The organism is Streptomyces sp. NBC_00691, assembly GCF_036226665.1.
Classification (GTDB): domain Bacteria; phylum Actinomycetota; class Actinomycetes; order Streptomycetales; family Streptomycetaceae; genus Streptomyces.
Genome location: NZ_CP109007.1, coordinates 1,529,387 through 1,551,230, shown reverse-complemented (window position 1 = coordinate 1,551,230; position 21,844 = coordinate 1,529,387). Strand labels below are relative to the sequence as shown.

The 21,844-nt window shown below is 72.2% G+C and carries 19 protein-coding genes and 1 riboswitch; of the genes, 14 read left to right on the top strand and 5 right to left on the bottom strand.

Annotated elements, in window-relative coordinates; all coding sequences use genetic code 11:
• The first annotated feature begins 88 nt into the window (after positions 1-88).
• A complete protein-coding gene (locus OG392_RS06840) occupies positions 89-1,363 on the top strand; it encodes an ROK family transcriptional regulator (protein ID WP_329276660.1) in 1,275 nt (424 codons plus the stop codon).
• Positions 1,364-1,385: 22 nt separating this feature from the next.
• Here OG392_RS06840 and OG392_RS06835 read toward each other — a convergent pair whose 3' ends face one another.
• Positions 1,386-2,150 (bottom strand): SDR family oxidoreductase, encoded by a 765-nt coding sequence (locus OG392_RS06835; protein WP_329276658.1) that lies wholly within the window; start codon positions 2,148-2,150, stop codon positions 1,386-1,388.
• Positions 2,151-2,312: 162 nt separating this feature from the next.
• Positions 2,313-4,694 (bottom strand): chitinase C-terminal domain-containing protein, encoded by a 2,382-nt coding sequence (locus tag OG392_RS06830; protein ID WP_329276656.1) that lies wholly within the window; start codon positions 4,692-4,694, stop codon positions 2,313-2,315.
• 274 nt (positions 4,695-4,968) lie between these two features.
• Positions 4,969-5,098, top strand: a riboswitch (FMN riboswitch).
• A 173-nt stretch (positions 5,099-5,271) separates the two neighbouring features.
• On the opposite strand from OG392_RS06830, the gene ribD reads away from it, so the two are divergent.
• The 10 genes from ribD (at position 5,272) to OG392_RS06780 (ending at position 13,871) form a co-directional block, all read left to right on the top strand.
• Positions 5,272-6,366: a bifunctional diaminohydroxyphosphoribosylaminopyrimidine deaminase/5-amino-6-(5-phosphoribosylamino)uracil reductase RibD gene (gene ribD / locus OG392_RS06825; protein WP_329276654.1), complete on the top strand. Its 1,095-nt coding sequence runs from the start codon at positions 5,272-5,274 to the stop codon at positions 6,364-6,366.
• Between the two features lie 2 nt (positions 6,367-6,368).
• Positions 6,369-6,977: a riboflavin synthase gene (locus tag OG392_RS06820; protein WP_329276652.1), complete on the top strand. Its 609-nt coding sequence runs from the start codon at positions 6,369-6,371 to the stop codon at positions 6,975-6,977.
• 44 nt (positions 6,978-7,021) lie between these two features.
• A complete protein-coding gene (locus tag OG392_RS06815) occupies positions 7,022-7,618 on the top strand; it encodes a nicotinamide mononucleotide transporter family protein (RefSeq protein WP_329287107.1) in 597 nt (198 codons plus the stop codon).
• Positions 7,615-8,892 (top strand): bifunctional 3,4-dihydroxy-2-butanone-4-phosphate synthase/GTP cyclohydrolase II, encoded by a 1,278-nt coding sequence (locus OG392_RS06810; RefSeq protein WP_329276650.1) that lies wholly within the window; start codon positions 7,615-7,617, stop codon positions 8,890-8,892. The genes OG392_RS06815 and OG392_RS06810 overlap by 4 nt, the downstream gene beginning before the upstream one ends.
• 29 nt (positions 8,893-8,921) lie before the next feature.
• Positions 8,922-9,407 carry a 6,7-dimethyl-8-ribityllumazine synthase gene (gene ribH, locus OG392_RS06805; RefSeq protein ID WP_125665105.1) on the top strand — a complete coding sequence of 162 codons (486 nt, stop codon included), beginning with the start codon at positions 8,922-8,924 and terminating at the stop codon, positions 9,405-9,407.
• A gap of 35 nt (positions 9,408-9,442) precedes the next feature.
• Positions 9,443-9,724 carry a phosphoribosyl-ATP diphosphatase gene (locus OG392_RS06800; protein ID WP_030316370.1) on the top strand — a complete coding sequence of 94 codons (282 nt, stop codon included), beginning with the start codon at positions 9,443-9,445 and terminating at the stop codon, positions 9,722-9,724.
• 65 nt (positions 9,725-9,789) lie between these two features.
• On the top strand, positions 9,790-10,638 hold the full coding sequence (hisG, locus tag OG392_RS06795; RefSeq protein ID WP_030316372.1) for an ATP phosphoribosyltransferase: 849 nt from the start codon (positions 9,790-9,792) through the stop codon (positions 10,636-10,638).
• Positions 10,639-10,679: 41 nt separating this feature from the next.
• The gene (locus OG392_RS06790) at positions 10,680-11,135 is read left to right on the top strand and encodes a PH domain-containing protein (protein ID WP_329276649.1); all 456 of its coding nucleotides are present in this window, start codon (positions 10,680-10,682) and stop codon (positions 11,133-11,135) included.
• Positions 11,136-11,394: 259 nt separating this feature from the next.
• The gene (locus OG392_RS06785; protein WP_329276648.1) at positions 11,395-12,822 is read left to right on the top strand and encodes a hemolysin family protein; all 1,428 of its coding nucleotides are present in this window, start codon (positions 11,395-11,397) and stop codon (positions 12,820-12,822) included.
• A complete protein-coding gene (locus OG392_RS06780) occupies positions 12,819-13,871 on the top strand; it encodes a hemolysin family protein (protein WP_329276646.1) in 1,053 nt (350 codons plus the stop codon). The genes OG392_RS06785 and OG392_RS06780 overlap by 4 nt, the downstream gene beginning before the upstream one ends.
• Positions 13,872-13,937: 66 nt before the next feature.
• On the opposite strand, the gene OG392_RS06775 is transcribed toward OG392_RS06780, so the two are convergent.
• Complete coding sequence (locus OG392_RS06775) at positions 13,938-15,866, bottom strand: AAA family ATPase (RefSeq protein WP_329276645.1); 1,929 nt, start codon at positions 15,864-15,866, stop codon at positions 13,938-13,940.
• A gap of 309 nt (positions 15,867-16,175) precedes the next feature.
• Positions 16,176-16,805, bottom strand: coding sequence for a uridine kinase family protein (locus OG392_RS06770; protein ID WP_329276643.1), 630 nt, complete (start codon positions 16,803-16,805; stop codon positions 16,176-16,178).
• Positions 16,806-17,145: 340 nt separating this feature from the next.
• Between OG392_RS06770 and OG392_RS06765 the strand changes: the two genes are divergently transcribed.
• From OG392_RS06765 to OG392_RS06755, 3 genes are all read left to right on the top strand, one after another.
• The gene (locus OG392_RS06765) at positions 17,146-18,552 is read left to right on the top strand and encodes a peptidase C39 family protein (RefSeq protein ID WP_329276641.1); all 1,407 of its coding nucleotides are present in this window, start codon (positions 17,146-17,148) and stop codon (positions 18,550-18,552) included.
• 238 nt (positions 18,553-18,790) lie between these two features.
• Positions 18,791-18,916, top strand: coding sequence for a hypothetical protein (locus tag OG392_RS06760; protein WP_329276639.1), 126 nt, complete (start codon positions 18,791-18,793; stop codon positions 18,914-18,916).
• A 286-nt stretch (positions 18,917-19,202) separates the two neighbouring features.
• Positions 19,203-20,513 (top strand): phytase, encoded by a 1,311-nt coding sequence (locus tag OG392_RS06755; RefSeq protein WP_329276637.1) that lies wholly within the window; start codon positions 19,203-19,205, stop codon positions 20,511-20,513.
• Between the two features lie 341 nt (positions 20,514-20,854).
• Here OG392_RS06755 and OG392_RS06750 read toward each other — a convergent pair whose 3' ends face one another.
• Positions 20,855-21,835: an acetylxylan esterase gene (locus OG392_RS06750; RefSeq protein ID WP_329276635.1), complete on the bottom strand. Its 981-nt coding sequence runs from the start codon at positions 21,833-21,835 to the stop codon at positions 20,855-20,857.
• Positions 21,836-21,844: the final 9 nt, after the last annotated feature.

The window sequence follows — 21,844 nt, the reverse complement described above, 5'->3', positions numbered from 1 at the left end:
CGTGCGGCCGTAAACTATCAGGAACCCTGCCTGATAAATAGACCGCAGGACGTCATCCCCACCCGGACGCGTCTGAGAGGATCGCCGCATGGCCGCATCCCCGAGCACCGCACGAGCCATCAACGACCGGTTCGCCCTGCGACTGCTCCAGGACGAAGGCCCGTTGACGGCCACTCAGCTCAAGACCCTCACGGGACTCTCCCGGCCCACCGTCGCCGACCTCGTCGAGCGGCTCCAGGGTTCCGGGCTCGTCCATGTCGTGGGGGAGTCCGGAGCGGAACGCCGGGGCCCCAACGCCAAGCTGTACGGACTCGTCGCCGACCGCGCGCACCTCGCCGCCCTCGACGTACGGACCCGGTCGGTCTCCGTCACCGTCGCCGACCTCCTCGGCACCACCCTCGCCGAGGCCTCCGTGCCCGTCGGCGACGACAGCGACACCGGACCCGCCGTCGAGAAGGCGGTCACCCTCCTGGAACGGACCGTGAAGGAGGCGGGCGCGGACCGGCTGCACAGCGTGGCCGTCGGCGCCCCCGGCCTCATCGACCCGGACACCGGCGAACTCCGCGACTCCTCGGGGCTGCCCGCCTGGCACCGGCGGCTCGTCGGCGTCCTCCAGGAACGACTGTCCGCGCACGTCCTCGTCGAGAACGAGACCAACCTCGCCGCCGTCGCCGAACTGCGCGAGGGCGCGGCCCGCGACCGCGAGGACTTCGTCCTGCTCTGGCTCGGCCAGGGCGTCGGCGCGGCCGTCGTCCTCGGCGGGCGGCTGCGCCGCGGGGCCTCGGGCGGCGCGGGCGAGATCGGCTTCCTGCCCGTGCCTGGCACCTCGGGGCTCCCCTCGGCCACCGGCTGCGACGGTGGCTTCCACGAACTGGCCTGCGCGGCGGCCGTCGAGTCCCTGGCCGCCGCCCACGGCCTGACGGCGCCGGAGGCGCTCGCGTCGGGGGACGCCTGGACGGAGGGTGCGGGGACGGGGAACCACGCCCCGGGAGAACCGCTCGCCCCGGGTGACACTCCCGGGAAGCCGCTCGCTCCGGGCCGCGCTCCGGGGACTCCGGGGGAGGCGCCCGCCCCGGGCCGTGACGCCTTCCTCGACGCCCTGGCCCGCCGTCTCGCCATCGGCGCGGCCGCCGTCGTCTCGGTCCTCGACCCCGGCTGTGTGGTCCTGGCAGGGGAGACCGGACACCAGGGCGGCGCCGCGCTCGCCGCGCGCGTGGAGGCCGAACTCGCCGCCCTCTCCCCGCTCCGTACGGAGGTCCGCGCGACGGCCCTGGGCGGCGCGGCGGTGCTGCGCGGCGCCCTGCTCCTTGCCCGGGACGCGGCGCAGGACGCGCTCTTCGGAGCGCCGAACGCGGGACTCTAGGACAGGGTCCCCGTGCGGCGTCTCAGGCGTCCGTCTCCGGCCCGCCCGCTCCGCCGAACCGCCGCGCCAGGAACTCGTCGAACGTCACCCGGCCCACCGCACGGTCCGGTGCCAGGTGCTCGCCGCGCCGCAGCCCCCGGTAGACCCGGCCCGGCAGCGGCACCTCGACGAGGCGCCGCCGTCTGCCGCTCGCCCGCAGATAGGAGCCGGCCAGCTCGGCGAAGGTCCGGATCTCGGGTCCGGCCATGTCCTCCACCCGGCCCGCCGGGGGTCCCGCGGCCAGCGCGGCGAGGCGCGCGGCCGCCTCCGTCACCTCCAGGGGCTGGTCCCGCACCTCCTTGGGCAGCAGCATCACGGGCGGCTTGGCCAGGCCCTGGAGCAGCTGGAGGATCAGGTCGTGGAACTGGGTGGTGCGCAGCAGCGTCCAGCCGATCCCGGAGCCCTGGATCATGCGCTCCACCGCGTACTTGGTGCGGTAGTAGCCGAGCGGCACCCGGTCGACGCCGATGATCGAGATGTAGAGCAGATGCGGCACTCCGGCCCGCCGGGCCGCCTCGATCAGGTGGCGGGCGGCGTCCTTGTCCCCGCGCATGATGTTGCTGCAGTGGACGATCGCGTCGACCCCGTCGACGGCCCGGTCGAGCAGCGGCCCGCCCTGCCGGAGGTCGACCGCGTAGGGCGGTGAGTGCCGGCTGAGGACCCGTACGTCGTGGCCGTCCGCGCGCAGCCGCTCGTGGACGGGCCGCCCGAGTGTTCCCGTGCCACCGGTCACCAGGATGGTGCTCATGTCTCCAGCCTGACGGTCCCGGCCGTGCTCCGCACACGCGGCGGGCGCGCCGGCCGCGACACACGGACGCGCCGCGCCCCGGACAGGGGGGCGCGGCGCTGTGGGAGCCCGGCGGCGGCAAGGGCCGTGATGTTCCGCCGCCGGGGGTTCAGAGGGGGTGCGTCAGCAGGGACCCAGGTCCTTCCAGACGCCCCAGTCGCCGGTCGTGCCCGGCGTCTCGTTCTGGGTCCACCACTGGGCCTTGTACTTGCGGCCGTTGTGGGAGACCTCGTTGCCCGCGTTGTAGACCGTGCCGGCCACGTACGCCGGGACCGTGCCGCAGCCCGTGGGCGGCGTCGTCGGAGGCGTGGTCGGGGGAGTCGTGGGCGGGGTCGTCGGCGGCGTGGTGGGCGGCGTCGTCGGCGGGGTGGTCGGCGGGGTCGTGGTGCCCGGCTCCACCACCGTCGTGCCGCGCGCCAGGTCACCGGCGAGGGCGTACGTGGTGCCGTTGATGTTCACGGTCCAGTTGGACGGGGTGGACACCGGCAGGTAGTAGTTGAACGCGAGGTCGACCGTGGCGCCCGGGGCCAGCGACTGCCAGGCCGGGAGCTTCAGGGAGACGCGGTGGAAGTCGCCCTTCAGGCCGCCCACGTTGCCGCCCGTGTGGTCGCTGCTGATCACCTTGGTGCCGAAGCCCGACTGGTCGGAGGCGTTGGCCGGGGCCGAGGTCCCGTAGTCGAACTGGAACTCCGTGCCGCCCGGGAGGGTGGCCGCCGTGTTGTTGGTGATCTTGATCTTCGGGGTGATCGGGTAGTTCGAGTCGCCCAGCTTGAACTCGGTGAACTGCGCGTCGATCTTCACGGCCTGCGTCGGCAGGGACGCGTTGGACTTCTTCGCGCCGTACGGGGCGGCCGCCTTGAACTTGTCGTACATCAGCGAGGTGAGCGTCGAGCCCGTCTCGTACTGGCCCTTGGTGGCGTTCCAGGCGTAGTCGCCGGCCATCTCCCAGACCATCGTGCCGCCGATGCCCTTGTTGACCACGTAGTCGGCCTTGGCGGCCACCGACTGCTCGTCCTCGGTGGAGAGGAAGACCTTCTTCTGCGCGTTCCACAGCCACGGCGCGACCAGGGTCGAGTCGTACTTGCGGGCGTAGGTGCCGGTCAGGGTGGTGTTCGCCGGGAAGCCGTACTGGGTGACGTAGTCGCCGACGATCCCCTTCTCGAGGTTCTTGGCGTGCCACATCGGGTTGGAGCCGGCGGGCGACTCGACACCGTTGGTGTCCTTGTCGTGCCACAGGTTGTCGATGCCGGTGGCGCCGTCGCCGCACTTGGTCAGACCGGCTCCGGCCGGGCAGGTGGTCGCGGAGGCCTTGCCCCACAGTCCGTCGGTGCCGCCCTGCACGTTCTTGTGGCCGCGGGTGTAGTAGGGCAGGCCGATGTTGATCCGGCCGGCCGGCATCGAGCCGCGGAAGTAGTGGTACGCCCAGTCGGTGTTGAGGTAACCGATGTTGCCGTACTGCGCCGAGCCGTAGACGTTGGCGGCGGCGAGCTCGCCGTCCTTGCCGTCGTCGAAGAGGGAGGCGTTGGGGCCGACGTACTCGTTCCAGGCGCCGTGCAGGTCGTAGGACATGATGTTGACGTAGTCCAGATACTTCTGCATCTGGAAGGTCTCCATGCCCCGCAGCAGGTAGCCGGAGGAGGGGGCGGCGACGGTCAGCAGGTAGTGCTTGCCGTCGGCGGCGCCCGCGACGTCCAGCTTCTCGCGCAGGGACTTCATGAGGGCCGCGTAGCCCTGCACGAGTCCGGCGCGCCGCGCGTTGGCGAGCTGCCAGTCGAGCGGGTTGCCGGCGTCCTTCATGGTCGTCGGGTACTCGTAGTCGATGTCGACGCCGTTGAAGCCGTACTTGCGGATGAAGTCGACGGACGAGGCGGCGAAGGTGTCGATCCCGGCCTGGTTGACCGAACCGTCGGCGTTGGTCGCCATCGAGTAGAAGCCGCCGGAGTTGACCCGGTTGCCGTTGTCCGCGAAGTAGCCGCCGGTCTCCGCCCAGCCGCCGACCGAGATCAGCGTCTTCACGTTCGGGTGCTGCTTCTTGAACTTGTTGAGCAGGTTGAAATGGCCCTTGTAGGCGAACGCGGGGTCCATCTCGGCGCCCGCGACACCGGGCCAGGTCATCCCGGTGGCCGCGTTGTTCGGACCGTCCGTGCCGACGGAGAGCTTGTTGTCCGAGCCGATGTGACCGAAGGCGTAGTTGATGTGGGTGATCTTCTCCCACGGGATGTCCTTCGCCAGGTAGGCGGGCTGGCCGTTCTTGCCGTCGCGCCAGCCGGTGAAGTAGCCGATGACCCGGCGCTGGTGGTCCGCGCCCATCTTCTCGCGGCCCTCGGCGTCGTAGACCGAGCAGTAGGGGACGTCGACGCCCGGGGTCTTGTAGAGCCCGTCGGGGCGACAGGACTCGTTGTCGGCCGCGTACGAGACGCCGCCGGAGAGCGAGCTGAGCAGCAACCCGGCGACGGCCGCGCCGGAGGAGAGCAGCGAGGCTCTTTTCGCGGTGGGGGACAGCACGATCGGGTCCTCCTGGGGTGGGGTGCCCCACGCTCTCGCGGCGTAGGGGGAGTCGGCAGAACACAACGAACAAGCGGGTGGGTCGTGTTGGGCCCGTGGAGTGCGCACGCCGCCGGGCCGTTCCTAGGAGGTGACACGGAGATTAAGAGGACTAGACCAGTGCGTCAATAGGTCTGGACCAAAGAAGACTTCTCTGGGAGTCTGTGAGCCAGGCCACAGGAACTCGGTCGCATCGCCCCTCGCGGGTCGTGGCACACTGGCCCTGTATCAGCAGCAGCGCACTCCGGGGTCGGTGTAATTCCGAACCGGCGGTATAGTCCGCGACCCGTCCGCAGCCAGCGGCCGGTTGACCAGGTGAGATTCCTGGACCGACGGTGAAAGTCCGGATGGGAGGCAGTGCGCGGCGGGCGACCCCTTTTCAGGGGTGTGCCGGCCGTACGTCCGTTGGTCGCCGTGTCGTCATCGATCGGTGTACCCGCAGGGCGCGGCCCCGGCGCACCCTGCGAGAAGTGTCGTTCCGCTCTCTGTCGTCATCGACAGGCCCCGGAGTCCGTGCCCGAAGAGGCAGGAGGACCCGGTGGCCCAGCAGGCCGACATCACCGCCATGCGACGCGCCGTCGAGCTCGCCGCACGCGGTCTCGGCGCCACCAGCCCCAACCCGGTCGTCGGGTGCGTCATCACCGACGCCTCCGGACACGTGGTAGGCGAAGGCTTCCACCAGCGCGCCGGCGGCCCCCACGCCGAGGTCCACGCACTGCGCGAGGCAGGCGTCCTCGCCCGCGGCGGAACCGCCTACGTCACGCTCGAACCCTGCAACCACACCGGCCGCACCGGCCCCTGCGCCCAGGCCCTGATCGAGGCCGGGGTCAGCCGGGTCGTGTACGCCGTCGGCGACCCGAACCCGCAGGCCACCGGCGGTGCCGACACCCTGCGTGCCGCCGGCGCCGAGGTCGAGCAGGGCCTCCTGGAGGCCGAGGCGGAGGCGGGCAACATCGCCTGGCTCACCTCCGTCCGCCACGGCCGTCCCTTCGTCCGCTGGAAGTACGCGGCCACCCTCGACGGCCGGATCGCCGCCGCCGACGGCACCTCCCGCTGGATCACCTCCGCCGAGTCCCGCGCCGACGTCCACCGGCTGCGCGCCGAGGCCGACGCCGTCGTGGCCGGCTCGGGCACCGCCCGCGCCGACGACCCCCACCTGGCCGTACGCGGCATCGAGGGGGCCGTCCAGCCGCTCCGGGTCGTCGTCGACACGGAGGCGACCGCCGTGAAGCCCGGCGCCCGGGTCCTGGACGACGCCGCCCCGACCCTGATCGCGATCGCCGAGGACGCCGAGACGTTCCTCGACGCCGATGTCGTACGCCTCCCCAGGGCCGAGCGCGGCCTGTCCGTGCCCGCCCTCCTCGACGCCCTCCACGCGCGCGGCGTCCGCTCCGTCCTCCTCGAAGGCGGCCCCACCCTCGCGGGCGCCTTCGTCGCCGCCGGCGCCGTCGACCAGGTCGTGGGCTATCTCGCCCCCGTCCTCCTCGGCGCCGGCCCGAACGCCCTGGCCGACGCGGGAATCAGCACCATCGGCGACGCGTTGCGGCTCGACATCACCGAGACCACGCGCGTCGGACCCGACCTCCGCGTCACCGCCACCCCGCACCTCACCGCCACCCTCAAGGGAGCCTGACCGTGTTCACCGGAATCGTCGAAGAACTGGGCGAGGTCACCGCCGTCGAGCAGCTGGAGGACGCCTCCCGCTTCCGCCTGCGCGGACCCCTGGTCACGGAAGGCGCCCAGCACGGCGACTCCATCGCCGTCAACGGTGTCTGTCTCACGGTCGTCGAGTTCGGCGACGGCGAGTTCACCGCCGACGTCATGGCCGAGACCCTCAAGCGGTCCAGCCTCGGCGCCCTGGAGGTCGGCTCCCGCGTCAACCTGGAGCGGCCCATGGCCGTGGGCGGCCGCCTCGGCGGTCACATCGTCCAGGGTCACGTGGACGGCACCGGCACGATCCTCGAACGCACCCCGTCCGAGCACTGGGAACTCGTCAAGGTCGGCCTGCCCGTCCACCTCTCCCGGTACGTCGTCGAGAAGGGCTCGATCACGGTCGACGGCGTCAGCCTCACCGTCGTCGAGGTCACCGACGACTGGTTCACCATCAGCCTCATCCCCACCACCCTCGACCTGACCACGCTCGGCATCAAGCAGTCCGGCGACCCGGTCAACCTCGAAGTGGACGTCATCGCCAAGTACGTCGAGCGGCTGCTCGGCCCGAACGCCAAGGAGAGCGACAAGTGAGCTGGCTCAACTCCGAGGCGTTCAGCGCCTTCGGTCAGCACATCATGTGGTCCGACATGATCGGCAACACGATCGGACTCATAGCCCTCGCGCTCGGCTGGCGCCGCTCCATCCTCACCTGGCCCGCCCAGCTGCTCTCCGGCCTGATCCTCGTCGGCGCCTACGCCTCCGCCCACCTCTCCGGCGGCGTCGGCAAGCAGCTCCTCGTCATCGGCGTCGCCACCTGGGGCTGGTGGCAGTGGAACCGCGGCAGGCGGCAGGCCCAGGACGGATCCATCGCCATCCGGTTCGCCACCTGGAAGGAGCGCGGACTGCTCCTCGCCGGCGCGGCCGTCGGAACCCTCGCCGTCGGCGGCCTGTTCACCCTCTACCCGTCGCTCTCCTGGAGCCCGTGGGCCGACGCGTACATCTTCGTCGGCACCCTCGTCGCGATGGTCGCCCAGGCCCGCGGCCTGGTCGAGTTCTGGTTCGCCTGGCTCCTCGTCGACCTCGTCGGCGTCCCGCTCGCCTTCAACAGCGGCCTCGCCTTCTCCGGCCTGGTCTACGTCATCTACTTCGCCCTCGTCGTCTGGGGCATGCGCGACTGGTGGCTCCGGACGCGCACGACCTCCGCCACCGCTCTGGAAGGAGCCCACGCATGAGCGCGCTGCCGATCTGGGACGCCACCGACCTCGCCCTCGACCCCGTCGAGCAGGCCATCCGCGACATCGCCGCCGGCCGGCCCGTCGTCGTCGTCGACGACGAGGACCGTGAGAACGAGGGCGACCTCGTCATCGCCGCCGAGAAAGCCACCCCCGAGGTCGTCGCCTTCATGATGAGCGAGTGCCGCGGACTGATCTGCGCGCCCATGGAGAACGACGAGCTGGAGCGCCTCGAACTCCCGCAGATGGTCGAGCACAACACCGAGTCGATGCGGACGGCCTTCACCGTCTCCGTCGACGCGGCCCCCGCTCACGGCGTCACCACCGGCATCTCCGCCGCCGACCGCGCCACCACCCTGCGGATGCTGGCGGGCGGACGGCACGAGCCCTCCGACTTCGTCCGGCCCGGCCACATCTTCCCGCTCCGCGCGAAGCCCGGCGGCGTCCTGGCCCGCAACGGCCACACCGAGGCCGCGGTCGACCTCGCCCGCCTCGCGGGCCTCCGCCCGGCCGGCGCGATCGTCGAGATCGCCGGCGAGGACGGCGTCATGCTGCGACTCCCCGAGCTGGTCCCCTTCGCCCGCAAGCACGGCCTCACGATCATCTCCATCGAGGACCTGATCGCCTACCGGCGCTCCGCCGAGCCGACCGTCCGCCGCGAGGCCGAGGTCCGGCTCCCCACCGCGCACGGCGACTTCACCGCGTACGGCTACCGCTCCACCGTCGACGGCGTCGAGCACGTCGCCCTCGTCCACGGCGAGATCGGCGACGGCGAGGACGTCCTGGTCCGGGTCCACTCCGAGTGCCTGACCGGCGACATCTTCCACTCGCTGCGCTGCGACTGCGGCCCCCAGCTGCAGGCCTCCATGGACCGCGTCACCGAGGCCGGGCGCGGCGTCGTCGTCTACCTCCGGGGCCACGAGGGCCGCGGCATCGGCCTGCTGTCCAAGCTCCGCGCGTACGAGCTCCAGGAGCGCGGCCGCGACACCCTCGACGCCAATCTGGAACTGGGGCTGCCCGCCGACGCCCGTGACTACGGGGCCGGCGCGCAGATCCTCGTCGACCTCGGTGTCCGGAGCCTGCGTCTGATGACCAACAACCCCGACAAGATCGACGCCCTGACCCGGCACGGCCTCGTGGTCGAGGGCCGCGAGCCCATGCCCGTCACGGCCGGCGAGCACAACCTCCGCTACCTGCGCACCAAGCGGGACCGGATGGGCCACGACCTGCCCTGGCTGGACGGCTCCACGGCCTCCACCTGCGGTAACCAGTAATCACGTACACCACACCGGCAAGGAGAATCATGAGCGGCAAGGGCGCACCCGTCCTCAGCGTGAAGAACTGCGGCGACCTGCGGGTCGCGGTCATCGCGGCGCAGTGGCACGAGAAGATCATGGACGGTCTCGTCGACGGCGCCCTGCGCGCCCTGAGCGAGCTGGGCATCGACGAGCCGACCCTCCTCCGGGTCCCCGGCAGCTTCGAGCTCCCGGTCGTGGCGAAGGTCCTCGCGGGGCGCGGCTACGATGCCATCGTGGCGCTCGGCGTCGTCATCCGCGGCGGAACGCCGCACTTCGAGTACGTGTGCCAGGGCGTCACCCACGGCCTCACCCAGGTCTCGATCGACACCGGCGTACCCGTCGGATTCGGCGTCCTCACCGTCGACACCGAGGAGCAGGCCCTCGACCGGGCCGGCCTCGAAGGATCCAGCGAGGACAAGGGCCACGAGGCCGTCACCGCCGCCGTCGCCACCGCGACGACGCTGCGCACGGTCAGCGAACCCTGGCGCTAGGTGCGCGACCCTTACCCCGTACTCTTAGGACCATCATGGCGAACGGAACCCGTAAAACCTTCGAAGAGCTCTTCGCCGAGCTCAAGCTCAAGGCCGAGACCGGCGACCCGGCCACCTCCCGCACCGCGGAGCTGGTGGACAAGGGCGTCCATGCCATCGGCAAGAAGGTCGTCGAAGAGGCAGCCGAGGTCTGGATGGCCGCGGAGTACGAGGGCAAGGAAGCCGCCGCCGAGGAGATCTCGCAGCTGCTGTACCACGTCCAGGTGATGATGGTCGCCCGCGGGATCTCGCTCGACGACGTCTACGCCCACCTCTGAGCACACCCCTCCGGGCGCGTACGGCCCGGACTCCCCACCACTCCCAGGCAAAGGAAGCTCACCCCATGCTGCGCATCGCCGTTCCCAACAAGGGTTCCCTCTCCGGACCTGCGTCGGCAATGCTCCATGAGGCCGGCTACCGCCAGCGCAAGGAGTCCAAGGAGCTCGTCGTCATCGACCCCGACAACGAGGTCGAGTTCTTCTACCTGCGCCCGAAGGACATCGCGATCTACGTCGCCTCCGGGAAGCTGGACATCGGCATCACCGGCCGTGACCTGCTCCTGGACTCCGGCGCCAGCGCCGAGGAGATCCTCGCGCTGAACTTCGGCCGCTCCACCTTCCGGTACGCCACCCGCCCGGGCACCGCGAACGGCCCCGAGGACTTCGGCGGCATGACGATCGCCACCTCCTACGAGGGCATCGTCGCCAAGCACCTCGCCGACCAGGGCATCGACGCCTCCGTCGTCCACCTGGACGGCGCCGTCGAGACCGCGATCCAGCTGGGCGTCGCCCAGATCATCGCGGACGTCGTCGAGACCGGAACCAGCCTGCGCAACGCCGGACTCGAGGTCATCGGCGAGCCGATCCTCACCTCCGAGGCCGTCGTCATCCGCCGCCACGGCGCCACCGACGACAACCCGCAGGTCCAGCAGTTCATGCGCCGCCTGCAGGGCGTCCTCGTCGCCCGCTCGTACGTGATGATGGACTACGACTGCCGTGCCGAGCACCTGGAGCAGGCCGTCGCCCTCACCCCGGGCCTGGAGTCGCCGACCGTCTCCCCGCTGCACAACGAGGGCTGGGTCGCCGTCCGCGCGATGGTCCCCGCCAAGGAGGCGCAGCGGATCATGGACGACCTGTACGAGATCGGTGCCCGCGCCATCCTCACCACCGCCATCCACGCCTGCCGCCTCTGACGGCACGGACCGCCCGCACCGAAGGCCCCGAGGAACCACCGATGTCCCAAGCACAGACGCCCGTCCTGCCGGTCACGTTCCGGCCCGGGCGCACCCGGGTCGTCCTGATCACGATGAGCGTCGCGATCTTCGCTGTCATCAGTGTCGTCGCGGTGATGCTGGAGCGGCTCGGCCCGGGGGAGCGCGCCAGCTTCTTCTTCACCGCCGCGCTGCTCTCCGGGGGCCTGGTGCTGCTGAGCCGGCCCAAGGTGGTCGCCGACGACGAGGGCGTCACGGTCGTCAACATCACCCGGACCCGCCGGCTGGCCTGGGCGGAGATCCTCAAGGTCAACCTGCGCCCCGGCGACCCCTGGGTCTTCCTCGACCTGAGCGACGGCACCAGCCTGCCCGCGCTGGGCATCCAGCCCGGGATCGCCAAGGAATCGGCCATCCGTGACGCCCGCGCCCTGCGGGCCCTGGCCGACAGCCGTGGCACGGGCGCCGAGCGCACGGCCTGACCGACGGGCGGTCGCCGCCCCGGCCGGGGACCCGGGCGGACCCGCGTCCGTCCCCCATCCGGGGCCGACCCCCTGCCCCTCGGGGCCTTCGCGTGACTACTCTGGAGGCGGTGGTGCCGAGCGGCACCACCGCCTCGCATGTGCAGGGCCACGGTTCCACGGCCCGCGAGGCCACCCTTCGACCCGAGGAGTGACTCCCTCCAGCAATGGACGGATCGTCCGGTAGTACCTGCGCCGCCCCCTCCCAGGAGGCGGCGGCATGATCATCTCCCTTCTGCTGCTCTTCGCGGCCTTTGTCCTGATTCTCGCCAACGGCTTCTTCGTGGCCGCCGAGTTCGGACTCGTGACCGTCGAGCGCGCCGAGGCCGAGCGGGCCGCGGCCGCCGGCGACCGGCGCGCCCGCACCGTCGTCTCCGCCCTGCGCGAGCTGTCCTTCCAGCTCTCCGGGACCCAGCTGGGCATCACCATCACCTCCCTCGTCGTCGGCATGCTCGCCGAGCCCGCGCTCGCCGGACTGCTGCACCGACCGCTCACCGCGACCGGGCTGCCCGCCGGGGCCGTCTCCGGGATCGCGGTGGTGATCGGGATGCTGCTCGCCTCCGCCGTGCAGATGGTGGTCGGCGAACTCGTACCGAAGAACTGGGCGGTCTCCCGGCCCCTCCAGGTCGCCCGCTTCGTCGCCACCCCGCAGCGGCGCTTCTCCGCCCTCTTCCGGCCGGTGATCTCCCTGCTCAACCGGGTCGCGAACCGGCTCGTACGGCTCCTGGGCGTCGAGCCCACCGAGGAGCTGGACTCCGTCCGCACCCCCGGCGAACTGGTCTCCCTGGCCCGGCACTCCGCCCTGGCCGGAGCCCTCGAACAGGACACCGCCGACCTCTTCGTACGGACCCTGTCCCTCGGCGGCCTCACCGCCGAGCAGGTCATGACCCCGCGCGTGAAGGTGAGCGCCCTCCAGTGGGACGCCACCGCGGCCGACGTCCTCAACCTCACCCGGGCCACCGGCCTCTCGCGCTTCCCCGTCTACCGCGACCGCATCGACGAGATCGTCGGCATGGTCCACCTCAAGGACGCGCTCGCCGTCTCCCCGCACGCCCGGCTGCGCACCCCCGTCGGCCGGATCGCGGTCCCGCCGCTCCTCGTGCCCGAGACGCTGCCCGCCCAGACCCTTCTGGAGCGGCTGCGCAGGGAGCAGCCGATCGCGGTGGTCGTCGACGAGTACGGCGGCACGGCCGGTGTCGTCACCCTGGAGGACATCGTCGAGGAACTCGTCGGCGAGGTCCGCGACGAGCACGACACGGCGGCCGACGGACGGCCCGAGCTGGCCGCCGCTCCCGCCGAGGACGGCCGGCCCGCCTGGGAGGCCGACGGCTCCTGCCGGGTCCACACCCTGCGCCGGATAGGCCTCGACGTGCCCGACGGGCCGTACGAGACCGTCGCCGGGCTCGTCGCCGATCTCCTGGGGCGCATCCCCGCCCCCGGCGACCGGGCCGAACTGCCCGGCTGGCGGCTCTCGGTGCGCCAGGTCGACCGCTACCGCGCCGAGCGGGTACGGATCGTCCGTACCGTTCCGGACCCGGCCGCGGTCGGCGGGGCCTCCGTCCCGGACCCGGCCACCGCCGCCCCGGCCGCGGCCTCCGCGCCCCCGGCTCCCGCCCAGGCTCCCGTCCCGGCGGAGGCCGTCCGATGAGCACCCTGCAACTCCTCTTCGCCGTCCTCCTCGTCCTGGCCAACGGCTTCTTCGTCGGGGCCGAGTTCGCGCTCGTCTCCGTCCGCCGCAGCCAGATCGAGCCGCTCGGCGGCGCCCGTGCCAAGCAGGTCCTGCACGGTCTGGAGAACCTGCCGCAGATGATGGCGGCGGCGCAGTTCGGCATCACCGTCTGCTCGCTGACGCTCGGCGCGGTCGCCGAGCCGACCGTGGCCCGCCTCCTCGAACCCGTCTTCCACACGGTCGGGGTCCCGGAGGGGCTCATCCACCCGCTCGGCTATGTCATCGCCCTCGCCGCGGTCGTCTTCCTCCATCTCGTCATCGGCGAGATGGTCCCGAAGAACCTGGCGATGGCCGCGCCCGAGCGGACCGCGCTCTGGCTCGCCCCCGGCCTGGTCGGTTTCGCCCGGCTGTGCCGGCCCGTGACGGCCGCGCTCGGCGCCTGCGCCCGGCTGGTCCTGCGGGCCTTCAAGGTCGAGCCGAAGGACGAGGTGGAGGCGGTCTTCACCAGCGTCCAGCTCGGCCGGCTCGTCGAGGACGCCGGCCAGGCCGGGCTGCTCGACCCGGCGGAGCAGGAGCGTCTGGAGGACGCCCTCGAACTGGGCACCCGCCCGGTGACGGACGTCCTCATCGCATCGTCCTCCCTGGTCACGGTCGCGCCGACGGTCACCCCGCGCGAGATCGAGGAGCTGACCGTCCGCACCGGGTACTCGCGCTTCCCGGTCCGCGCCGGGGGAAGCGCCACCTTCATGGGCTTCGTCCATGTGAAGGACGTCCTCGACCTGGACGAACGGGAGCGGGCGGTGCCCCAGCGGCTGTGGCGGCCGATGGCCACGGTCCGAGCCGAACTGCCTCTCGACGACGCCCTCACCGTGATGCGCCGCGCCGCGACGCATCTGGCGCAGGTCGCGGACGGCTCGGGCCGGGTGCTCGGCCTGGTCGCCCTGGAGGACGTCCTGGAGATGCTGGTGGGTGAGGTCCGCGACCCCGCGCACCGGGTGAGGACGGTGCCGGCCGCAGTGCGCGGCTGAGCACCGGCCGGGTCCTGTCGTCACACTCCAGGCCGCCCCCGGGCGACGACGGGACTCCGACTCAGGTCACTGGTAGCCTGGTGGGGGCTCCTGCTGGGGGCCGCGGTCGATCGGTCCGCGGCCCGACAGGACCTCGCCGTACGCCTGCATGAGGTCGGCGAGCCGGAGGGTCGCCAGGTCGTCCCGGGTCGGGGTGCTGGCGTACCCGGAGAGCCGCAGGTCGCGGTAGGCGCAGGACTTCTCGTACAGGGTGCGCAGGAAGCGGCCGTTGCCCAGCTCGTCGATCCAGCCCTGCTCGACGACGTGCCCGCTGATCGAGCGCAGCTCCTCGCGGGCCTCGTCGTCCCAGCCGTCGCCGTTGGCCGCCGCGAGGACCTCGCCGATGGCGGTGAGCTCCAGGGGCCGGTACGAGGGGAAGTCGACCCTGGTGGTGAACCGGGAGGAGAGGCCGGGATTGGTGCTGAGCAGCCGGTCCATGCCCTCCGGGTAGCCGGCCAGGATGACCACGAGATGGTCGCGGTTGTCCTCGGCCCGCTTGAGGAGCACCTGGAGGGCCTCGTCCCCGTAGGCGTCGCCCTTGCTGTAGCCGGTGTTGGAGAGGGCGTACGCCTCGTCCACGAAGAGCACCCCGCCGACGGCCGAGTCGATCAGCTCGTTGGCCTTGACCGCGGTCTGGCCGAGGAACTCGCCCACCAGATCGGCCCGTTGGGCCTCCACGAGATGGTCGCCGCCGAGCAGTCCGAGGGCGTAGAAGACCCGGCCGAGGATCCGCGCGACCGTGGTCTTCCCGGTGCCCGAGGGACCGGAGAAGACGAAGTGCCGTTTGGGTGGCTGGACGGGAAGCCCCTGACCGGCACGGAGCCGCGCCATCTCCAGCTGCGCCGACAAGGCCTTGACCTGCCGTTTCACAGGTTCCAGGCCGACCATGCCCTCCAGCTCGGCGAGCGCCTCCGCGAGCCGCACCGGATCGGTGGGACCCGCGGGGAAGCGCGGCGGCACCGGCTGGGACGGCAGCGGCGCCTTCTGCCGGACGGTCTCCGGCGGCGTGGCCGGGGCCACCGGCGGCACGGGATCGGGCGCGAGCCGCACGCCGTCGCCCAGCGGCCCGGCCGGGTCGGGCTCGGCACCCGGCACGCTGTCCACGGCGTCCTGGCCGAGACCGCCGCCGACGGTGCCCAGGGCGACCGCCGCCAGCCCGGCCGGGTCGTCGACGCCGTCGTACCCCTCGAAGCCGTCGTACTCGGCGATCGCCGCGAGCCGGGCGGCCGTGTCCATGAAGGTGGGGTCGATCCGGTGCACGGCGCGGTAGAGGGGCAGCGCGGCGGCGCTGCGCCCGGTCCCCTCGTGTGCGCGGGCCAGCCAGTACCGCAGCTCCTTGCGCTGGGGCTGCTCGCTGCGACAGCGCATCAGCGAGGCCGACAGCAGCGGCTCGGCCTGCCCGTACATCTCCAGGCGCACCCGGGCCATGCCGCCGAAGAGCCCGGCCTCGATGCCGAGCAGCGGGTCGTCGACGAGGGTCTCGGTGTGCCGGACGAGCTGGTCCCAGTCCTTGACGAGATAGGCCCGGCAGGCATGCAGAAAACGCACCTGCGGGTCGGTGTCGACCGGAGGGAGCCCCGCGAGGGCCCGGTCCAGCTCGGGTACGTGGCGACCGTCGAGCCAGTGGGAGGCGTGCGCGAGCAGCAGGTCGCGCGGGCTCTCCAGTACCGGCTGCACCCACCAGCCGAGCCAGTACCAGGAGTTGAGGGTGCGCCGGTACCGGGTCCGCTGCTCGCCGAAGCGGTCGCGGTTGCGGTACATGCGCAGCAGCGCGGTCGTGGTGTCCACCCGGAGCGCGTGCAGCCCGAGCCAGGCGTCCGCCATCCCGGGGTCGATCCTTACCGCCGTCCGGAACTCGTCCTCCGCCTGCGGATACGCGCCCATCGTGTAGGCGTCGATTCCGCGCAGCCAGGCGAGCTCGGCCGGGGCCTGCGCGCCCTGCGTGCCGATGTCCATCGGGTCCCCCACAACCGTCTTCGCATGGACGGGATTTGACCGCACCTGGGGGCATCGTACCTGCGCAGGGGGTGCGTACTTAAGGAGAAGCGCATGATCCGGAAGCGGTCACCCTGGGTGAGCGTCAGGGGTCGCGAAGGGCCCCGGAGGGGGCCGTCAGGGGCAGAACGAAGCCCCCGATCACGGGGGAACAACCGGGGGCTTCGCGTCCGCGGCGGCTCCGAAAAGCCGCACATTCAGAACGTAAGACCTGTACGCCCCTTGGGTCAAGCGGAGTTGAGGCACTTGCGGAAGCGGACTTCCGGCCCCTCAGTTCACGGACATGAAGCCGTCACGGTACGTGATGATCTGGTCCGCGCCCGCTGTCACACCCGGCCCGGGGACCCAGTCGTACCCCTCGCGGCACTCGCGTACCAGGGTGTCGGCGAAGGGCCGGGAGGGGTCCCCGGCGAAATGGCGAGTCTCCGCCACGGTCCATCCGTCCCAGAAAGCGGCCTGGTCCGGGCCGTCCCGATGGCGGCCCCGCGTCCAGGACTCCTCGGGACCGCGCTCCATCCACAGCAGCCACGCGAGGAACGGCCGCACCGCCGCCCGGCCGGCGCCGACCCCCTCGACGAGGACGACCGGGGCCGGCGGGAGCTCGCGCACCGCGCCGAAGCGACGCAGGTTCCAGTCGTACGGGTGGTACGAGGCGCTCTCGCCACGGGCGAGAGGATCGAGGACCTGCTCCCGCAGCCGCCCCGTCCACCCGAAGAGCTCCTCGTGCGTGGAGAGGTCGTCGAGGTGGAGGACGGGGGCCCCGCCCAGCGCGGTGGAGAGACGCGCGGCGAGCGTGGACTTGCCGGAGCCCGCGTGGCCGTCGACCGCGATCAGCCGGACCGGTCCGCAGGAGGGCGGCAGCCGGAGCAGCGCGTGGGCCGCGCGGTCGAGGTCGTTCATGGGCCCAGGGTAGGGGAGTGGGGGACCGCCGCAGGTCAGCGAGGTACCGCCGTCAGTGGTGGAGACCAATATTGGTGCGGCGACGCGAGGCGAAGTGCTGGCGGAGGCATGCGGAAGCCGCGATAGTGGGGCGCGCGCGGCCCGTCCGTGCGCCCCACGGGATCCCGGCGCCCGGAGGTCCGACCGCTCGCATGCCCGCCCGAGGGACCGCCCCGGCGGGCAGGTCCACCCGCCTCCGGACCCCGTCCGCCGCCCACGCACTCGGTCCGCCGCCCGCTCGCCTCACCCGGCACGTCCACAGGTCCGTACGTCCACCGTTCTCGACTGGGGGTCACCGCCCATGACCAGCTCCACCCCGCGCAGAACCGTTCTCGCGGCGGCCCTCGCGGCCGCCGGCACGGCCGCCGCGGCCGCTCCCGCCGTGGCCGCCGTTCCCGACCGCGCCGCCGACCGGCCACCCGCGGCCCCGGACCCGGCCACCGCCGAGGGCACGGGGCGCGGCCACGCCCCCGCGCCCGGCCTCGTCGACAACCGCTTCTGGTCCTCGTACACGGACTGGAGGTGCGGCAGCGCGGCCGGTACGAAGGCGGTGGCCGGGCACCGCCCGGCCCTGGTCCTCGCCACCCCGGCCGGGCGCACCGACTACACGGACCCGCACACCGGGCGCACCTCCGCGTGGGAGTACGCGACCTGGACCTCGCCGACGCACACCCCGACGGTGCCCGCCACCGAGGTCATCGCCTCCTGGAACGCCCACACCCCGCCCGGCACCTGGATCCAGGTCGAGCTCTCCGGCACGTACACGGACACGAGCTCCACCCCCTGGTACGTCCTGGGCCGCTGGGCCTCCGGGGACGACGACATCCGGCGGACCTCGGTCGACGACCAGACCGACGGCAGGAGCACCGTCTGGACGGACACCTTCGCCATCGACGACGCGACGAGCGGGGTGCGGCTGACCTCGTACCGGTTGCGGCTCACGCTCCACCGCGCCCCGGGCAGCGGTCTCACGCCCACGGTCTGGCGGCTCGGCGCGATGGCCTCCGACATCCCGGACCGCTTCTCCGTCCCGGCCTCCGCGCCGGGCCCGGCCGCCGAGCTGCCCGTGCCGCGCTACTCGCAGAACACCCACGTCGGTCAGTACCCGGAGTACGACAACGGCGGCGAGGCCTGGTGCAGCCCGACCTCCTCCCAGATGATCGTCGAGTACTGGGGACGCCGGCCGTCGGCCGAGGAGCTGGCCTGGGTGAACCCGGACTTCGCCGACCCCCAGGTCTGCCACGCGGCCCGCTTCACCTTCGACCACCAGTACGAGGGCTGCGGCAACTGGCCCTTCAACGCCGCCTACGCGGCCACGTACCCCGACATGAACGCCGTGGTCACCCGGCTGCGCTCGCTCACCGAACTGGAGAGCCTGATCCGGGCCGGCATCCCGGCCATAACGTCCCAGTCCTTCCTCAAGGAGGAACTGACCGGCGCCGGGTACGGCACCTCCGGCCACCTCATGACCGTCATCGGCTTCACGGCGGACGGCGACGTCATCGCGAACGACCCCGCCTCACCCAGCAACGAGGCCGTCCGCCGGGTCTACCGGCGGCGCGAGTGGGAGAACATCTGGCTGCGTACGAAGAGGTACGACGCAAACGGCAAGGTCAGAAGCGGTACGGGGGGTGTCTGCTACATCTTCTGGCCGGTCAAGTCAGCACCAAGTCAGCACCGCGCGCTGCGGGAGCTCGGCCTGCTTTGAGCATGTGCGGCCCCACGGCCGTCTCGACGACCTGACGGCAACGCTCCTGGCCGTCCTGCGTGAGGTGGCCGTACCGGTCCACCGTGACCTTGATCGAACGATGTCCGAGCCGGCGCGACACCTGGAGCCTCTTCCAGGCCGGCGGTGCCGACCGCGAGCTGGGCATGCCTGCGCAACGACGAAGCTCCTGCTGGACGGGTCCTCGACCGAGATCACCCGCGTCTGCCAGGAGCTTCGCGTGCTGGTCCGCCGCTCCGTACGTGAACCCGTCGGGGCCCTGGCCGTCATCGCCCCGTCCCCGGCCGAGGCGACGCGGACGATCCGGGAGAAGGCGTTTCTCGTCCCTCACCTCGCATCGACGTGAGCCGGGAAGAGGTTCCGTGATGAAGCCCTGCTGATCGAGGCGGACCGCGGCGGCGGTGTCCACGGCAAGGGTGACAGGAACGACCGTCAGGAGCCTGCCCGGCACGGGCCACGCGATCCGCGCGCACATCTACAGGGCCACGGGCGTGTGCGACGGCGCGGCGGATGCTCGTTCACCGGAAGTACACCGGAGTCCGGCGTTACCCGCCGTGCGGCGGCTGCCCTACCGACACTCTGCGGAACCAGGCTCTCGCCGGTCCAACCACCCCCCTGCAGAGGAGACTTGCGTGAATCGCTCCACCATCGTCCGATCAGCCGTCCTGACCGTGACCACGGCTCTCGTGGCGGCGGCACTGGCCGTGCCCGCCGAGGCCCGGTACCGCGCGTACGCCGAGACCTTGCCGGTCGTGACGCCTCGTGCGGAGACGCCGGTGCTGCACGACGACGACGCGGGTGGCAACGCCGACGCGGACGACCCGGCCATCTGGCGCAACGCCGTGGCCCCCGGCCGCAGTCTCGTCGTCGCCACCGCCAAGGAGGGCGGTCTGAGGGTCTACGACCTGGACGCGCGGCTGGTGCAGTCGATAGCCGCGCCACCCGCCGAGGGCGGGGGCGACGCCCCGGGCCGGTTCAACAACGTGGACCTCGTCCACGGGCTGCGGCTCTCCTCGGGGAGGGCCGACCTGGCCGTCACCAGCGACCGGGGCCACGACCGGCTGCGGTTCTACCGCATCGACCGCGACCGCACCGACGGTCCGCTGACCGATGTCACCGGCCCCGCCGCACCGCCCGTGTTCTCACAGGACCAGGCCGAGATCAACGACCAGCGGACCGCCTACGGCCTGGCGACCTGGACGGACCCGGCGACCGGGAAGTCGTACGCCCTGGTCAGCCGCCGCGAGCGCACCAGCATCGCCCTGCTGGAACTGCTGCCGGCCGTGGACGGCAAGGTCACCTACCGCAAGGTCCGCACCCTGGACCTGCCCTCCTCCTTCCGGCTGCCCGACGGCACCTCGTGGTCACCGTGCGGCGAGCCCGGCGAACTGCCGCAGGTCGAGGGCATGGTCGTCGACCCGGCCAACGGCATGCTCTACGCCGGCCAGGAGGACATCGGCATCTGGCGGCTGCGCGCCGACCTCACCGGCACGCCGAAGCTGATCGACAAGGTCCGCGAGTACGGCGTCCCCGGCGTCTACGACGAGGAGACCGAGGAGTGCACGCCGGGCGCCGACCCCGGCTTCGGCGGCAAGAAGATCTCCGCGGACGTCGAGGGCCTGACGCTGCTCACCGAGTCCGACGGCGACGGCTACCTCCTCGCCTCCAGCCAGGGCGACAACACCTTCGCCGCCTACGACCGCGAGCTGGAGGACGCCAACGAGTACGAGGGCGGCTTCCGGGTCGCCGCCGCGAACGACACCCTCGACGGCTCCGAGGAGTGCGACGGCGCCGCCGTCCTCAACGCCCCGCTCGGCTCCAAGTACCCCCACGGCCTCCTCGTCGTCCAGGACGGGCACAACGCCCCCGGCGACGGCGACCGGGACTCGACCAACTTCAAGTTCGTCGACCTCGGCAAGGTCATGGATGCCTTCGACGACTGACCGCCCCCGACGGCCGCCGCCCGCATGCCGATGCCGCAGGCCCTTCGCGTCGCGTGGGGACCGCGGGTCTCTGCGCGACGCGCAGGCCGGACGGGCTGTGACCCTTGGCGCGCCCGCTCGGGAGCGGTGAAACCCGGATCGAAGCGGGGTCGTTCCTGGGCGGCGAGGGCTCACGGGCTCTCGCGTCGAGCTCTGCGCGTCGGCATTCCCGTGAGCAGCACGGGTTGATCCGGCGGGACGCGGCGCCGGCCGAGCAACGGTCCGGGACGCTGACGGGCAGGGCGGGAGCCGCTCGGCTCCCGCGGCCGCCGCGTCGTGGGAGCCGGTGGCGGATCGGCTCCTCAGCGCTCCGTGGGGGCGAGTCCCCGCAGGCGCAGCCAGCGCATGTGCTCGAGGGCAGTCGCGCCCCTTCCGCCCGCGTGATCGGCGAAGGGCCATTCCCTGATGTCCTTCTCGCCCGCGTAGTTCCGGTAGGCCGTCAGCACGGTGGACGGGGGGCAGATGGGGTCCATCAGCCCGGCGCTGAACAGGGTTGGGGCCGTCGCCCGCCGTGCGAAGTGCACGCCGTCGAAGTGGGCGAGGGTCCCGAACGCACGCTCGGCCGCGTGCGGGGAGTGTAGGCGCAGGTAGTCGACGACTTCCGTGTACGGCCCCTCGGTCGCGGTCTCGGCGCCCCGCCGGATGTGGCACAGGAACGGCACGTCGGGGAGGGCTCCGGCGATGCCGTCGCCGGCCAGACCGGCCACGGCGAGGGCGAGGCCACCGCCCTGGCTGGCCCCCTGAACGACGATCCGGTCCGGGTCCACGTGCGGGATGGAGCGCGCGGCGTCGACGGCGAGGACACAGTCGGTGACGAGGCGGCGGTAGTAGTGGGCGTGTGGATCCTCGATGCCCCGGGTCATGTAGCCGTGCACCCAGTGGGGGCCCGCGTCCGGGTGGGGGTCCGGGGTGTCGTGGCCCTGGCCGCGGCTGTCGACGACGAGTTGGGCGTAGCCGGCGGAGGCGTACAGGAGATGGTCGGTCACCAGGCCCCGTCCGCCGCTGTATCCGAGGTAGGTGATCACCGTCGGCAGCGGTTCCTCGGCCTGCGACGGGAGGACGAGCCAGGCGGCGACCGGGTGACCGCCCCAGCCGGAGAACCGTACGTCGTAGGTGTCGAGGGTGGTCAGGGGGGAGTCCGGCACGGGACGGACCTCAGGAGCGCGTCCGGCCTCGCGGGCCGTCCGCAGGGTCTCGGACCAGAAGACGTCGAAGCCGTCCGGCTCGACCGGGGGTTCGTCCCGGGCGGCCGGGTGGTCAAGGGGCAGGTCGGTGTACGGCATGGGAAGGGG

Coding starts and splice junctions, on each gene's coding strand:
- OG392_RS06770 (WP_329276643.1), bottom strand. CDS start 16,805: ATGAACGACCTCGACCGCGCGGCCCACGCGCTGCTCCGGCTGCCGCCC.
- OG392_RS06835 (WP_329276658.1), bottom strand. CDS start 2,150: ATGAGCACCATCCTGGTGACCGGTGGCACGGGAACACTCGGGCGGCCC.
- OG392_RS06750 (WP_329276635.1), bottom strand. CDS start 21,835: ATGCCGTACACCGACCTGCCCCTTGACCACCCGGCCGCCCGGGACGAA.
- OG392_RS06780 (WP_329276646.1), top strand. CDS start 12,819: ATGAGCACCCTGCAACTCCTCTTCGCCGTCCTCCTCGTCCTGGCCAAC.
- OG392_RS06800 (WP_030316370.1), top strand. CDS start 9,443: ATGGCGAACGGAACCCGTAAAACCTTCGAAGAGCTCTTCGCCGAGCTC.
- OG392_RS06765 (WP_329276641.1), top strand. CDS start 17,146: ATGACCAGCTCCACCCCGCGCAGAACCGTTCTCGCGGCGGCCCTCGCG.
- OG392_RS06810 (WP_329276650.1), top strand. CDS start 7,615: ATGAGCGCGCTGCCGATCTGGGACGCCACCGACCTCGCCCTCGACCCC.
- ribH (WP_125665105.1), top strand. CDS start 8,922: ATGAGCGGCAAGGGCGCACCCGTCCTCAGCGTGAAGAACTGCGGCGAC.
- OG392_RS06785 (WP_329276648.1), top strand. CDS start 11,395: ATGATCATCTCCCTTCTGCTGCTCTTCGCGGCCTTTGTCCTGATTCTC.
- OG392_RS06840 (WP_329276660.1), top strand. CDS start 89: ATGGCCGCATCCCCGAGCACCGCACGAGCCATCAACGACCGGTTCGCC.
- OG392_RS06775 (WP_329276645.1), bottom strand. CDS start 15,866: ATGGACATCGGCACGCAGGGCGCGCAGGCCCCGGCCGAGCTCGCCTGG.
- OG392_RS06790 (WP_329276649.1), top strand. CDS start 10,680: ATGTCCCAAGCACAGACGCCCGTCCTGCCGGTCACGTTCCGGCCCGGG.
- hisG (WP_030316372.1), top strand. CDS start 9,790: ATGCTGCGCATCGCCGTTCCCAACAAGGGTTCCCTCTCCGGACCTGCG.
- OG392_RS06815 (WP_329287107.1), top strand. CDS start 7,022: ATGTGGTCCGACATGATCGGCAACACGATCGGACTCATAGCCCTCGCG.